This window comes from Levilactobacillus brevis ATCC 14869 = DSM 20054, from assembly GCF_001433855.1.
Lineage (GTDB): Bacteria > Bacillota > Bacilli > Lactobacillales > Lactobacillaceae > Levilactobacillus > Levilactobacillus brevis.
The window spans coordinates 55178-70961 of the sequence record NZ_AZCP01000007.1 but is presented as its reverse complement, the minus strand read 5'-3'; the positions used below and the strand labels follow the sequence as shown (position 1 = coordinate 70961).

The 15784-nt window shown below is 47.7% G+C and carries 12 protein-coding genes; 4 read left to right on the top strand and 8 right to left on the bottom strand.

Annotation, left to right across the window (positions count from 1 at the left end; genetic code table 11):
* The 3 genes from FC61_RS11790 to alsS form a co-directional block, all read right to left on the bottom strand.
* A partial coding sequence (locus tag FC61_RS11790; protein WP_420890111.1) for a mucin-binding protein occupies positions 1–2978 on the bottom strand: 2978 nt, incomplete at its 3' end.
* Positions 2979–3635: 657 nt separating this feature from the next.
* Entirely contained in the window at positions 3636–4349 is a 714-nt protein-coding gene (gene budA, locus FC61_RS11785) for an acetolactate decarboxylase (RefSeq protein WP_021741609.1), read from the bottom strand.
* A gap of 14 nt (positions 4350–4363) precedes the next feature.
* On the bottom strand, positions 4364–6040 hold the full coding sequence (gene alsS, locus FC61_RS11780) for an acetolactate synthase AlsS (RefSeq protein ID WP_021741610.1): 1677 nt from the start codon (positions 6038–6040) through the stop codon (positions 4364–4366).
* Between the two features lie 116 nt (positions 6041–6156).
* Here alsS and FC61_RS11775 point away from each other — a divergent pair, with 116 nt between their 5' ends.
* Positions 6157–6579, top strand: a complete 423-nt coding sequence (locus tag FC61_RS11775; protein WP_021741611.1) for a MarR family winged helix-turn-helix transcriptional regulator — start codon at positions 6157–6159, stop codon at positions 6577–6579.
* Between the two features lie 103 nt (positions 6580–6682).
* Here FC61_RS11775 and FC61_RS11770 read toward each other — a convergent pair whose 3' ends face one another.
* The 5 genes from FC61_RS11770 to FC61_RS11750 form a co-directional block, all read right to left on the bottom strand.
* Complete coding sequence (locus FC61_RS11770; protein ID WP_021741612.1) at positions 6683–8380, bottom strand: DUF5776 domain-containing protein; 1698 nt, start codon at positions 8378–8380, stop codon at positions 6683–6685.
* 309 nt (positions 8381–8689) lie between these two features.
* Positions 8690–8896 (bottom strand): hypothetical protein, encoded by a 207-nt coding sequence (locus FC61_RS11765; RefSeq protein WP_235803834.1) that lies wholly within the window; start codon positions 8894–8896, stop codon positions 8690–8692.
* A 139-nt stretch (positions 8897–9035) separates the two neighbouring features.
* On the bottom strand, positions 9036–10643 hold the full coding sequence (locus FC61_RS11760; protein WP_021740978.1) for a CTP synthase: 1608 nt from the start codon (positions 10641–10643) through the stop codon (positions 9036–9038).
* A gap of 177 nt (positions 10644–10820) precedes the next feature.
* Entirely contained in the window at positions 10821–11489 is a 669-nt protein-coding gene (rpoE, locus tag FC61_RS11755) for a DNA-directed RNA polymerase subunit delta (protein WP_021740979.1), read from the bottom strand.
* A gap of 44 nt (positions 11490–11533) precedes the next feature.
* A complete protein-coding gene (locus FC61_RS11750) occupies positions 11534–11974 on the bottom strand; it encodes a YwiB family protein (protein WP_021740980.1) in 441 nt (146 codons plus the stop codon).
* Between the two features lie 596 nt (positions 11975–12570).
* Here FC61_RS11750 and FC61_RS11745 point away from each other — a divergent pair.
* From FC61_RS11745 to yidA, 3 genes are read left to right on the top strand one after another with little or no spacing between them, the layout of a single operon-like run.
* Positions 12571–13410, top strand: coding sequence for a lipoate--protein ligase family protein (locus tag FC61_RS11745; RefSeq protein WP_021740981.1), 840 nt, complete (start codon positions 12571–12573; stop codon positions 13408–13410).
* A complete protein-coding gene (locus FC61_RS11740; protein ID WP_021740982.1) occupies positions 13407–14765 on the top strand; it encodes an HD domain-containing protein in 1359 nt (452 codons plus the stop codon). Before FC61_RS11745 ends, FC61_RS11740 begins: the two co-directional genes overlap by 4 nt.
* Before the next feature lie 34 nt (positions 14766–14799).
* Positions 14800–15615, top strand: coding sequence for a sugar-phosphatase (yidA, locus tag FC61_RS11735; RefSeq protein ID WP_021740983.1), 816 nt, complete (start codon positions 14800–14802; stop codon positions 15613–15615).
* Positions 15616–15784 lie beyond the last annotated feature (169 nt).

Here is a 15784-nt window from a genome sequence, read left to right as displayed (position 1 = left end):
CCCCGCCATGAAACGGCGGGATTGCCGGCAACACTGGTTAAATCAGCCGTATAACCAGTAATCAGAGGTGAATCAACAGCCTCAAAACGACCAGTCACGGCCCCGTCATCAGTCAACCAATCTGTGTAGACGACTGTGCCATTAACTTCATCCACCGTGACGTTACGACTAAAATTAACCGCTTGAACATTGTCCGGCTTAGCAGTGCTGCCATCCTTGTATAAATACTGAATCGTTTGACTGACTTGCTCAGTTAAATCCCCCAAGGCAGTCCCGACTGGATACTCTGCTCCATTCGGTTTATCGGGGTCGATTGGTTCGCCTGGCGTACCCGGATTATCTGGCGTGCGTGTTACAAATTTATGAACAAGCGTAACCTGGTACTCTTGAACACTGCCGTCCTGGTCATAGACCACCCCGGCTGTTGGATAGTCATCATCGACCAGGTCGTAGCCCGCATTCTCATACGCGGCAATCGTATCAGCCGTCCGATACGCATCCGTTGTCCCGTACGCTCCTTGTAAGGGTTCCGTCTTAATAACCTTGTTATCAGTTTGGTCAAAATACGTTACGATCGCCGTTTCAGTCTTGGCCAAATAACGATACGTCACGGTCCCACCCTGATCAGTTAACGTGCCATTATAAGCTAGTCCAGTATTGGGCGCTAACGCATAGCCCGTCTTGGGTTTGTCAACCGTAGTGTAGGTCAAATAGTCCGTGGCAGTTGCGTCCGTAGCGTGTGTCGCCGTACCAGTTTCCGTAGCATCTACCTGAGTCTGACCATCGGCATCCACATGTTCGTAAAGGTACTTCACCGCAATATCACCAATGGTCAAGGTGCCAGGAATGATTGAAATTGTATAGTTTTTATTCACCAAATCATCAGCGTCAGGAGTGGCCGTGATTGTCTTAGTCCCAACCGCACTCATGCCGTCCGTCACACGATACTTCAAAGTCTCGCCATCAACGGTCCCGGTAACCACCGCCGTCAAATTCTTTTGCGTTCCGTCAGCCCAATAGACCCGGTTGGGAACCGTAATCGTTGCTTTGGCGGGATCAATTGTCAGCGTTCCATTGACATACGAAATTTTATAATTACTGGTATCGGCTGCCGTAGTCCCAGTCATTGCATAAGTGCCGACCGTAGTATAAGTCGTCGCACCACTGCCATCTGCTGCAACTGCGGTAAATGCTAACTGATCATAATTGGTCCCGCTAGTAACAGTTGCAGTCGTGCCATGTGCTCGGCCGTCATAAACTGCATTATCATCCTTGACCGTGACTGTCAGATCTGCTGGCGTGATCACCAACGTCCCATCCGTCGTGGTAACGGTATAGTTTTTAGCCAAAATCGCCGCTTGCGTGGGATCCGCTAACGCGTATGTCAGGTTGTCATAGGTACCGACGTTCGTGTCAGTCGTCGTAGTAAAATCAAAGTGATCATACGCGGTTCCAGTCGTTACAGCTACGGATGTCCCCTGAGGCTTGCCATTATAGGTCACTGTATTATTGGCTATCGTTAACCCGAGACCAGCAGCCTGCACCGCACCAGTCGTGGTGAAAACTGCCGCATCATCCAGAATATAATTCGACCCCAGCGCAGTTTGAACTGCCTTCCGACCAGCGTCATTAAGGGTGATTGCATATTTGCCAGTGTCCGCCCCGGTCAAGTTAGTTTCGGTGCCTTGATACGTATAAGTAAAATCTGCCAACGTTAAAACACGTTGACCGACCTTGCCGGCTACGCCTGGTTTAGCATCGCCGATTTCGCCGTTACTAATTTGAAGGATATTTTGCTTTGTTGCATTTTTAACGGTGACTACCGGCAACATTGTCAATGATCCCGTATACAACTGTGAAGGCCGAAGTATAATTAGCCCATTCTTACCAGTGGTGGCTGTGATTTTTACAGGGACAATGTTAATTGTAAAGGTATAATCGGAGGACCCAGTCGAAAAGGTTGGGACAAAGTCATCCAAATCACTGGTCGAGGTATCGTAAGCATTATAGTCTTGCATAACCCGGCTCATCGCAGCTTTACCTGCTGCATTGATCGTCACTGAGTAACTACCAATTTGGTCGAGCGTTGAAAAGTCCGTATCTCCGGAATATTTCGTGACCTGCCCATGTTCATCAGTATACACAACATCAACGTAACTACTGACGTCAGCAGAGTCCAGAAAAAGTGCATATAGCAAATTGACCTTGTTGCCGTTTACATCTTCTAAGTAATTGCCCGCTGCATCTTGAATATAGTAGGCGACGTCGTTAACTGGCGTCTCATCTGGAGAACTAATATGAGATTCTAGATCCGCCAGCGACGCTTCACCATAGTTCATCGACACGGTCCCCGTAGTTACTAACGATACGGTGGGCTTGGTCTCAGCTTCACTAGCCAAAGCTGCGGTCTTCATGATCCGGCTAGTGATAGGCATAGCGTTCGTATTTGTCGCTGTGGTAACCGAAGAGCCAGCAGAGGCGGCATTATTAGTAGTCTCAGCAACTTGCCGACTTTCCTGACTAGCAACTGCCTGACTGGTAGTATCACTTGCCGCCGACCCACGGGTGTTCTCTGCACTTTGACTATCCGCATTTGAGGCCGTTGGTTGTGTTGCTGCCGAGTCAGAGGCAGCGGCTTCCGTAGCAGCCCCTGACACTGCACGACTGGTTGAAGCTGCCGAAGTTGCTGTCGATTGACTATCACTAGCAGTTGAGACGGATACCGCAGCAGCCGCAGTGGATGTTGCGGCCGCACTACTGGATTTCAATACCACCGCATTTTTAGTTTCTGTTGGTGAATTGGAACTGACAGTAGCACTGTTCTCAGTCTCATCAGTGTCACTGTTCGTTGCCGCCTTAGCCTGGCCAACCTGACTAAAGGTCAAACCGATTCCAACTGAGAAGACCGTTATACCAGCAGTTACCCAGCGTCTCCCTGACTTATAAAGCTTATAGTGAGTCTTCCCTTCTGGTTCCATCTTATTTAAACGATTCCGCACGATTCTACCTCCAAAACCCAGACGTTTATGTAAACAACAAACTAGATAGATTAAGCCCAAAAAGTTTATACATACAGTTAACGTTAAATCCATTACTCATCCTTATAAGACAGGTGCTTAATTAAATTCTTTAATTATTGTACCTATTCAACCGGATGAAACTAGCTAAGAACAAACGTGTTAAAAATATAATTAATCTACCTGTTCCCCCAAAAACAAAAATTCCGTAAAAATGTTTTCTATAAATACTCATCAATTATTGAACTATTCAACAGGTATTATATCACTCTAACTGCACTTTAACATGTCATTCAACGTGCTATTCTCCTTATAGTTTCCGTTAGAGTTGCGCCGAACTATCAAGATACTAGGCATCTTTCTTAATGAAACCATATTGTGGAAGTTTCTAATCTTTCATTTCCTAGATAGGCAATTGACTTGGTTCCACAACAAATAAACGACCCTAAGCATCAACAACAAATGCTCAATTCTAATCCATACAAACCATGTCCATGCCAAGCAATTCTGGTATTAGACCACACAAAAACCGTCTTTGAATAATTTCAATTCAAAGACGGTTTCTACTTGTTGCTAACTAACTATTTTCAACCAGTCGACTTATTCGCTGGCATTCAGCTAACCTTCTGCTTGGTGCAGATCAGCCATAATATTATCTTGTGAAAAATCATGGTGCTGATAAGCGGCGTCTGCCACTGGGAAATGCTGTTCTAACGTTGCAAAAGTCTGGATCATCACCGTGCCACTTGCTTGGCCGAAGTCTAGCAAGTGACCACCAAAGTCATGATCGGCTGACAGAAAGTGGTGATGAAAACCACCCACGGCCACTCCATCAAATAACTGCGGTGCGTAGTAGCTCAGCAAGGTCCCCTCAACCTGTTTTCTCTTAAAAATACTTTGATGTCGAGCCGTTTCGGCTAATGAGTCATATGGCGGTTGCGATTTAGCCACAGCCCGTGTGGTGACATCCGTAAACGTCCCCGTCAGTTTAACAGAGAAGAAAATATTGGGCTGTTCAGCCGTCGCCAGGATCTGTTTCTCAACTGCCGAACGGGTTGCCGCTGTCACCGTCATTAAAGGCTTGTAAGCCGCATAGTGACTGTTCGCAAAAGGCAACGTAAACGCATCCGCTACCACATTAACCCGTCCCGCACTATCTACCTGATAAGGTGCGCCGTCCAGAATAATTAGTTCACCATCAAGACCTTCACCCGTCCCAATACCGGTATCACCATGCTGCAGTAGTTCGCCCATCGTCAAGGTACCAGCTAACAATCCCGGCACTAAGAGGGCCAACGTTCCGTGTTGGTATAAAACTGTTGTGTTTGTCATGTCATAACTTCCTTTTAATTGAGCACGTCCGTAAGTAATTGTGATTTTAACTGCTGATTATCCCGATAATCAACTGGTATCTGGACAATCACAGGCCCGCTTGCTTGGAAGGCTTCCGCTAATGTTGCCGCCAATTGATCCGTTTGGGTAACCCGCAGCCCCTTGGCACCAAAGCTTTCAGCGTACTTCACGTAATCCACTGGACCGAAGTCAACCCCCGCGTCATGTCCGTACTTAGCGATCTCTTGAAAGCGAACCATATCATAATGGCCATCGTCCCAGATTAATTGGACGATCGGCAACTTTAACCGGACAGCTGTTTCTAACTCTTGCCCGGAGAAGAGAAAGCCGCCATCGCCCGATACGGATACAACGGGTTGCCCTGGTCGCTCTAAAGCCGCCGCAATCGCCCAGGGTAAGGCCACGCCCAATGTCTGCATCCCATTACTGAATAACAGGTGCCGAGGTTGATAACTCCGGAAGTATCGGGCCAGCCAAATGTAAAAACTACCAACATCCACCGCCACCGTCGTCTCATCCGTCACTTGCGCTTGGAGCGCTTGAATAATGGCTAAAGGATGAATGCCATGGGAATCGTCAGCAGTTGGGGCAACCGCCTGTTGACTAAAGGCGTGGCGCAACTCAGCTAGGTCATCGTGCACGGTTGCTGGCAAGGCCCACTCAGTCGGTAATTTAGCCGTTAAGGCGTCAACAGTTTTAGCAATATCCGCGTGAATCACCATTTCCGGCTGATAATCCGTGCTAATCTCTGGCACCACACTGTCGAGATTGATGACGGCCCCGTGGCGATCAACATTCCACAACCGTGCTTCATATTCAACAGGATCATACCCAATCGCAATCACCAAGTCACTGCGTTTCAACAGATTATCGCCAATTTGGTTGCGGAATAGTCCTACCCGACCAAAGTAGTTATCCTCACCCGCATGTGAGACGACACCGGCACCTTGAAATGTCTCTACCACTGGCAGGTCTACTTGATCCAGTAGCCGGCGAATAGCAGCTGTCACGTCGCTGGCAGAAGCCCGCATGCCAGCCAAAATTACCGGCAATTTAGCGGCTTTAATCTGGTCCACCATGGCCGTTAAGGTGGCTTCATCCGCCACTCCCTGTTGCACGGGCGAAACGGTACCAATTTCCGGTCGTTCGACGGGGGCACTTAACACATTTTGCGGGAGCGATAGAAACGTTGCTCCCGCCTTAGGGGCCTGCGCCAGCCGATAGGCGTTAGCAAATGCTTCTGACAGGTTATCCGCGTGTTGAACTTCAACGCTACTCTTAGTGGCGGTTACCAATAATTCTTGACTGGGAATGCTCTGATGCGTCAATCGCCCGAGATCATCTTGGGGCACTTGCCCACCCAAAGCAATTACGGGGTCGCCTTCTGCTGTCGCCGTAATTAAACTGGTTGCCAGATTGGAGACACCTGGACCTGACGTTGTGGCAACAACGCCCGGTTTCCCAGTTAACCGCCCAATTCCGGCCGCAATCAAAGCCGCGTTCTGTTCGTGGCGGGTCACAACCAACTTAGGTGTCCGCGGATCTTGACTGTATTGAAGGCTCTCAAATAACTGATCGACCTTCGCGCCGGGAATCCCAAAAACATACTTAATTCCCTGATTAATCATACTTTGAATCAGCGCCTGCGCGCCGTTTTTAGTGGTTGGCATCTATTCAACCTCGCTTTTTTAGTCTGCGTTCATGTGTGTTGACAAATCAACATACGGCTATCATAATAAGTTTAAGTTGTTTTGTCAACACAGACACTCATAAAGGAAGAATACGCATGACAGATCTTGGTTATCTCGCCCAAAACATTTCTATTTTGCACCGTAAATACTATAAGGATACCCGAGCCGCCTTTAAGGAACTTGGGCTAAATCCGACTGCCGCTTGTGTGTTGCTAACCGTTCACGAGCATCCTCACATCAATCAAAATCAAGTGGCTAAGGCGCTCGTGATTGATAAGGGGCTAACCACTCGTGAGGTCAACAAGTTACAAGCTTTAGACTATCTGGTTAAGACCGCCGGAGCTGGAAAATCCTTAAACTTACAGCTCACATCCACCGGTGACGCCATCGTCAGTCAGGTTCAAACCATTCGCCGGAGCTGGTGGCAACGGCGCTTTGACGAAGCCCATATTGACGCCGACAGCCCCCTCATTCCAGCAATTGAAGCAGCGGTCGCTAGTGTCACGCAGGTAGATTAATCGTTAACCTTAGAGATGCTAAAAGCACGCAATTCAGTGAACTGCGTGCTTTTAATGTGTGATTTAAGTTGTTTGTCGCCATTTGATGCTACACAAGCTCCGACTAATTTGCCATCACAAACTGCCGGTTAGCCGTAATATACCCGCCAGCTACTCGGTAACGCAAAGTCCCGGATAGCTTTGGGTTACGCCCATGCGAATAGTCCCAACCGGTAACGGTCAGTGTCTTTCCCGGCTTAATTCGCTTAATGAACGTCGACCCATTAACATCTCGATAGAGTCTGATCGTCCGCTTAACTTTAACTTGTTTAACCAGCCGAGGCTTGGTTGGAGAAACCCATTGCTTATTACCGGTCACGTATGCTCCGTTGGTCAGTTCATAACGCGTTGTTTGACCAACCTGAGTCTGTTTAACAACTGTTAAGGCTGTTCCCTGTCGGTAATGCTTCTGTTTGGTTGCTTGTGCAAAGCTCGTCCCATCGTAAGCATTCGTTCCCTTAGGATTTGTCACGTATAATTTTTGATACATGCCTTGCCAATAAAGGGCACCAACATAATCAGCGTTGGCGGTCACGTAAGTCCCACCTGCTAGCTTGTATCGTAAGTGCCCACTGGTAGATCTGGCCGTTCCGACAACTTCAAAGATTGGCGCATAGGCTTTAGATTTTTGAGCATAATGACTCACGCGTTGATTCTTCTTAAATGTGGCATTCTTGTAAGTGTATAGCGCCCGCTTGCCATAAATCTTGAATGGCGTAAAAGTAGGCGCCTCGTCAGCGGTGCTGGAACTGGCTGACGACTCAGTAGCCGTCGGGGTGGTTGGGTTAGCTTTGTAGGTCACGGTATACGTCTTTTCGGTTGGCGCAAAGGCCACCGCCACTTCTTTTTGATCCGGGGTGTAACCGGAAATTGTTGGTGATTTCGCCGATACAGTAGTCAACCCTGCATAACCACTGAGTTTAGCCGAAGGCGCAGCTTCTGTACCATCTGCGAACTTGTAGTTAACGGTGGCATGTAAGAGCTGGTCTTGGGGCACAATGGTGAACGTCTGTGGGCCTTGATTCATGTCAACGGGGAATGTTTCAAACGTACCCACTAAATTCGTTATCGGCACTGCCTGACCCGTCTCTGTATTAATTACGGTTTTATCCCCCTCCGCCAAGTCCTCTGTTGATATTGCAAATGGCATCGTTTCATACGCTGACTTTGCTGTGGTCGTCGCAATTTCTGACTTTCCCCCCTGATCATCGAGTTGATTAATGGTTATCTTAGCCGTATATTTATTGGGTTTTCCCGGTAGTACTACATAGTAGTGTCCTGGACTCTTCGGGTATACCGTTACTTTCTCTTTCAATGAATTTTCTATATCAGCTGTACTTATTGAAGTGTTATCATATGCATTACTCAAATATTTTAACCGATCAGAGTTAGAAACAAGAGTCTTCCCTCCATAAACACCATTTGCAAGCAATGAATAAAGTAACAGAAGTTTTCGATACGTTTCTACATCGGGCATAGTAACCGAATTTGGTAAAGCGTCCTGAACAGTCATCGACTCTGAAATCAGTGAACTATCTTTAAAGCTCACTGATAGTGAACACCCTGCTGGAAAAAAAGTATTAGGAGTCACCTCCACGTTAGCAACTCGCGTTTCCGGAACTTTACCTTCCCACGCCGGCGTATAAAAATCCAAAGTAACCCTATCGTCAGCCGCCGCACGAATCGCTGGTCCACCAAGTAGTATGCCAGCTATCAACATGGCTACCATCAAAATCCACTTGTATATTCGCTGTTTTCTCATCACTACCCCACCTCATATGCACTTTAACGCTGATTATAACAATATTAATTATAAACCTTTCTTATGTGAACAATCGCTATTCAAGCCCCGAAATGTTTCCGCTTACATAAAATGGGCAAGAATTAATTTTACCTATTCTCACGCTATTGACTGGTCTCATAGTTTTACGTCAACCTGTCACGCTTCTTCAATTTCTCAAGATAATCCATTTATTGCCCATTCTATTAACATTAACAACCACCCCTAACCACACTAAAAAGACGCTAGCCGCACTAGCGTCAATCACTCCATGATTAATTCCGCCATCCTTTACCCAGGACTATTGGTTAAGGTCCACGTCAACTGACCGTGATAGTTTCCGCGACTGGCGGCACTCGACACATGTAATCGAATGCCAGTGGTGTTCTGCCAGGTCCCAGTAATATCCGTAACTTGGCTGGGCTGCGTATTGGTGCCCTGGGCAACCTGCACGGCGGTGGCCAAGGGTAATTGCGTCCCGTCGGCGCGGCACCACACTATTTCCCCTGCCAGTCTATGCTGCGTGGCTGTCTCCATACCACCGTGGTGCCGGTAAAAAGGTGCCATTACCAACCAAATATCACAAAAAAAGAGCACCACCGACTTCAAGCGGTGATACTCTCTTGGATTTTGAACTTTAGTCCTTAACTTCTCGACTGGCCGCTGCCACAAAGTCGCGGAAAAGACCTTCTGGACGATTTGGTCGTGACAAGAATTCAGGATGGTATTGTGCAGCCACAAAGAACTTCTTTTCTGGCAACTCAACCACTTCGACCAAGTGATCGTCAGGTGACGTTCCAGAGAAGACCAGTCCTTTGGCCGTCATTTCGTCACGATATTGATTATTGAATTCATACCGGTGACGGTGACGTTCTTGAATCATCTCTTGGTTATCATAAGCTGCGGCTGCTCGGCTACCCGCTTTCAACTTGCAAGGGTACAGACCCAACCGCTGCGTGCCGCCCATTTCATGAACGTCAGCTTGGTCAGCCATCAAGTCAATAATTTTGTGACTCGTGTCTGGATTCATTTCTGTAGAGTTGGCATCTGCATAGCCTAAGACATCACGGGCAAATTCGATGCTGGCAACTTGCATCCCTAAGCAAATCCCTAGGAATGGCACGTCTTGTTCCCGCGCATACTTAATTGCCGTAATCATCCCTTCGATACCGCGATCACCAAAGCCCCCCGGCACAATGATTCCGTCCGCTGATCCTAAAATATCTTGGACTGTGTCATCCGTAATCTTTTCGGCATCAATCATTTGGAGATCAATATTGGCATCCACTGGGTAACCGGCATGTTGTAAGGCTTCGGCCACAGAGATGTAGGCATCATGCAAGGCAACATACTTCCCAACCAAAGCAATCTTGATTGTCCGTGACAGGTGCTGCATGTGATCAACCATTTGCGCCCAAGCAGTCATATCAGCCTTTGGTGCATCCACACCAAAGTGATCCAATACAATTTGGTCTAACCCTTGGTCTTGTAAACGCAATGGAATTGAATAAATGGTCGGAACATCCATGGACTCAATCACAGCCGATGGGTCCACGTCACAGAACAATGCAATCTTCTTACGCATGTCATCCGTGATCGGTGCTTCCGTCCGCACAACTAAGATATTGGGTTGAATCCCAATGCTCCGTAATTCGCGAACGGAGTGTTGTGTTGGCTTGGTCTTCATTTCGTGAGCCGCATGCAAGTATGGGACTAACGTCGTGTGAATATAAACCACGTTTTCATCACCAACTTCGGCCTTCATCTGCCGAATGGCTTCCAAGAAAGGTTGGGATTCAATATCCCCAACGGTCCCACCAATTTCGGTAATCACAAAGTCGGCGCCTAAGGTCTTACCCGCACGCATGATCTTTTCTTTGATCATTCCCGTGATATGTGGGATTACTTGAACGGTTGCCCCCAAGTAATCGCCGTGACGTTCCTTTTCCAGAACTTCCGAGTAAATCTTACCAGTTGTCACATTGGAGTATTTGTTCAAATTGTTATCGATAAAACGCTCGTAATGACCCAAGTCAAGATCCGTTTCAGTCCCATCATCGGTGACGAAAACTTCCCCATGTTGATAAGGGTTCATCGTGCCGGGATCCACGTTAATATACGGATCGAATTTCTGAATGGTTACGTTTAAACCACGGTTTTTTAACAGCCGTCCTAGGGAAGCGGCCACAATCCCCTTACCTAGTGATGAAACCACGCCGCCAGTCACAAAAATATATTTGGTCATGTGCTAACTCCTTGTAAGATTATTTAGGGTCGTCCGGTAGCCATTTAAAACTATAAAAAAGCTCCCTATCCATTGCGAATAGGGAGCTCACCGTTCAGTTGTCCTCACTACAAGTAGCAAGGAGCCCAAAAAATATAATACCTGCTTTTGGCGAAGAGGTCAAGCGAACCACGAAAATTATTTTTGATTTTCGTCGTCGTTTTCTTCTTCGTCTTCGTCATCAGCCTCATCATCGTCAGCCGAGAAGTCGAGATTTTCATCATCGTCATCTGGTGCATCCATTTGTGAGAGCTGATCTTCGATGCCATCTGGAATATCTTCCGTGTCATCTTCTTCGTCATCGTCGTCGATGCCTAAGCCGGTCTGTAATTTACCCAAATCAGGGGTCGAACCGGTTCCGGAAGTAACATCATCATCGTCGTTGTCGTCAACGTAGGTGCTGTTGTCATCATCTTCTGGATCGTCATCGTCGTAGTCGATCACGTCATCATCATCGGTGGTGTCAGCTAAGAAGGCGTTAACCTTCTTCCGCTTCTTACGCTTAGGTTGATCTTCATCTTCCTCAGCATGAACCGTCGCTTCATCGATGGATTCAAACGGATACCAAGTTCGCAGTCCCCAAAGGTTATCACCCAGAGAAATGAAACTACCATCGACATTTAAATCCGTATAAAATTGGGACAGCCGGTCACGAATCTCTTCGTCGCTGTCGCCCAAGTATGATTGGACGGCGTTAGCTAAGTCAGCAAACCCCATCACGTCGCCGTGCTGCGACAAAATAGCATGAGCGACTTCAATCATTGATAATTCCTTTTTATTCTGGCCCTCAAAGACTTTTAATTCCAAACTGGTGCACGTCCTTTCCACAGTCTACTAAACATAATACGCGTTTATGCCGTAAATTGCAATCGAATCTTGTAGTTCCCAACTAATTCCTCACCGGCGTACAAGAGGTAATCAATCTTGACGTTGCCACTGAAGGGGCGTTCCTTGAAACTCGTTTCCAAATAAGGCGTTACCGTCTCAATTGGCATGATACCATACGGTGTTTTGTACCGGGCGGTCACCCGTTTACCACTGACAAAATGTAAGCGTAATTCAGCCTCTGCATTACGGGTCAAGTGGACCTCACCTTCGGGGGTGAATTTCATGGTCACTGGGGTCTTCTCACCCGTTTCGTCATTGGGTTCCAAATAACGCAGATATAGGTTTTGGCCCATCTGCACCAGTTGCCCATCTACATCCAATTGGTAGTCTGAAACATTATCGTCTTGTTTGATGTGTGTTTCCAAGTGAATCATCACGGGAACCCCCGTTGATAATTGATCCATTTACACCCTTCCTTTCCATTGAATTGTCTGGACTAATTATAAGACATTTACCGCCGAAAGCCCACCAATTATCACGGAATCTAGTGAATCATACCGATACCCCCACTTTAAGTGGTGCCTTGCTGGACCGTCCTCATCATGTGCTTCATAAACATCGTTGTGGTACCTTATAGGGCCGCCTTCCAGACCAAGACTGGTTGAACTCGGTTACAGCCGCAGATAGTGACCAGCACATCAATACTAACGTTGCCATGCCACACACCGTAGCCCGGCGGAAAGCGGCAAATGGGCTCAGTACCGTCGTTATCCTTGGTGCGCGTTTTTAGCGCGCTTAGGATAAGACCGAGCTTTAAGACAAGTGACCTGCTTGGCTTCAAGTCGTGCCCGGTACGTTCCAGCCCATTTACCGCGACCAGAGGACGGATAGTCACACTTCAATTAAGAAACCAGCGGCCCAGAGCGCGTACTTTTTTCACCACCACTGAATCAATGATGAGCCAAGCTTACTTTTAGCGCCACTTCTAGTATAATAGAAAATAGGTTTCACACGGTCGGGACCTTGCCAACCGTGGACTGAATGAAAGAAGGTAGGTACCATGTTTCTCGACCTCCCCACGAATACCATTCAAACTGTGACCACTCCAATTGCGGCCACACAAAAAAATCAGGCGTTTGGCTATACCAACGCCCTCCTCGACCTCGTAGCCGAGCTTAAACAGCCAATTCTTCACTTCTGGACCATGCAGCCCACCGTTATCATGGGATTGAAGGACAAACGCTTGCCAGACCTTACAGCGGCCATTAAGGCCATTCAACGACATGGTTACGATTACGTCCTCAGAAATTCTGGGGGGCTGGCCGTGGTTAGCGATGCCGGTATCTTAAACGTCTCTCTGTTTGCCCCATTAACGACACCTCCAATGAGTGTCGATGCTGCCTATGCGCAAATGACTACCCTGGTTGATGCCGCCTGGCCGGAATTGGCAATTCAACATTATGAAATCACCCATTCCTATTGTCCTGGCGATTATGACCTGAGTGTTAATGGTCTAAAAATTGCCGGAATCGCCCAGCGGCGTAGTCCCCACGCGCTGGTCACGATGCTTTACCTCAGCGTTAATGGTGACCAATTGGCTCGGGGCCAAATGATTCGTGATTTTTACACAGCCGGTCTGGCTGGACAGGAAAACACGTGGGACTTTCCCGATGTCGACCCCGCTACCATGACCACTACGGCCGCGTTAATTGGACAAAACTTAATGGTAGCTGATGCGCAACAGCGGTTTATCACTGCTGCTGAACAGGCGGGCCTAAAAGTTGGGCGAACACTACTCGCACAGGCGATGGCAACTCCCGAATTCGGCGCCCACCTGGACCACGCTACCGCCCAAATGGCACGCCGCCAACCACAGCTTAATAAGGAGGACTCTCTGTGACTTACGCACAACAACGACTTCCCCGAGAAAAAGTTCTCCGGGACCCGGTTCACAATTATATTTACGTCCAACATCAAGTGATTTTAGATCTCATCAATACCCGTGAATTTCAACGACTCCGGCGGATTAAACAACTCGGAACCGCCTCGTTAATTTTCCATGGTGCCGAACATTCCCGTTTTGGTCATTCATTGGGCGTCTACGAAATTACCCGCCAGATTTGCGATAATTTCCAACGGAACTATCCTATGAAGACCCCCGGTGACGGTGGCTGGGATGATCGTGAACGCTTAACAGCATTATGTGCGGCACTCTTACATGACATCGGGCATGGGCCGTATTCTCATACATTTGAACACATCTTCCATACCAATCATGAAGCCATTACAGTTGAAATCTTGACTTCACCGGAAACCGAGGTTAACCAAGTTCTCCGTCGGGTCAGTCCCAACTTTCCCGAAGCAGTGGCCAGTGTTATTCAAAAAACGTACCCTAACCCCCAAGTGGTCCAAATGATCTCGAGTCAAATTGACGCGGACCGCATGGACTACTTGTTACGGGACGCCTACTTCACCGCCACTCAATACGGGACCTTTGACTTAACCCGGATTTTGCGGGTGATGCGTCCCTACCAAGGGGGCATTGCGTTTGCCATGAACGGCATGCATGCCGTCGAAGACTATATTGTCAGTCGCTTCCAGATGTATCAACAAGTTTATTTTCACCCCGTTTCTCGGGCAATGGAAGTCATCTTAGATCACTTACTGGGCCGCGCCAATGAACTGTATCAAGCGGATCAAACGGATGAAAGTTTTATTCCCCACTTACTGTTACCATTCTTTAATCGGCAGTTTGACTTACAAGATTATCTGAATTTGGACGACGGTGTGTTAACCACTTACTTCACCCACTGGCGGCAGTCGCCAGATAAAATCTTGGCTGACCTCGCCCATCGCTTCTTAGACCGCAAACCCCTCAAGAGTGTCGAATATAATGAGGCAACGCAAGCTCTATTACCGCAACTGCGGCAACTAATTCGCTCGGTTGGCTTCAATACCGACTACTATACGGCCACGGACAATAGCTATGATTTGCCTTATGACGATGCCTATGATCCCCGGATCACGCACCCGCTGACACAAATCGAACTTCAAGAACCCGATGGCACCTTGTTGGAATTATCGACGGTCTCAGATTTGGTCAACGCCATTCGGGGTAAGTTCACTGGCGATCAACGCTTCTTCTTCCCCAAGGAATTACTCAATCCCGGCGATGACGCCCCGGAAATCTTCCAGCCAATCTATGACGAGTTCAGCAGCTATATTCAAAATAACCAACTGATTCAACCCAAATAACCACTTTCATTTCACATTAAAAGGAGAATCTTCTATGACCATCAAACTCATCGCAATTGACATCGACGGCACCCTACTCAATGAAAAAAACGAACTGGCTCAAGAAACCATTGACGCCGTACAAGCAGCTAAGGCCCAAGGTATCAAGGTGGTACTCTGCACCGGCCGACCTTTAACTGGCGTGCAACCGTACCTTGATGCCATGGGTATCAGTGGCGATGACCAATATGCCATCACCTTTAATGGGTCCGTTGCCCAAACGATCTCTGGCAAAGTCCTCACCAATCACTCACTAACTTACGAGGACTACATTGATCTGGAAGCTTGGGCCCGCAAAGTACGCGCACATTTCCAAATTGAGACACCCGATTACATCTACACGGCCAATAAAGATATCAGTGCGTATACCATTGCCGAAAGTTATCTGGTCCGGATGCTCATTCGGTACCGCGAAGTCAGCGAAACACCTCGTGACTTAACGATTTCAAAGGCCATGTTTGTCGACTATCCCCAAGTTATCGAACAGGTTAAAGCTAATATGCCACAAGACTTCAAGGACCGATTCAGTGTCGTCCAAAGTGCACCCTACTTCATCGAAGTCATGAATCGGCGGGCTAGCAAAGGGGGCACTCTGAGCGAACTGGTCGATCAACTTGGTTTGACCGCGGATGACGTGATGACCCTCGGCGATCAAGGCAATGATTTAACCATGATTAAATATGCCGGTCTAGGGGTCGCAATGGGCAACGCGATTGACGAAGTAAAAGAAGCCGCACAGGCTGTCACCTTAACCAACGCGGAAAATGGTGTGGCCGCCGCAATTCGTAAGTATGCTTTGAACGAAAACTAGCCTGCTTTTAGCCTAGTTTTCAAAAACTCCCGCCTATATAACTTCGGTCAACGCTTGGATAATCCGGCGTTGACCGTTTTTATTTTGACCCCAATCAACACACAGCCAATACCTTCAATGTGTTCCCATTGATTTAATTACCAAATATTTATTAACGCTACCCCTAATA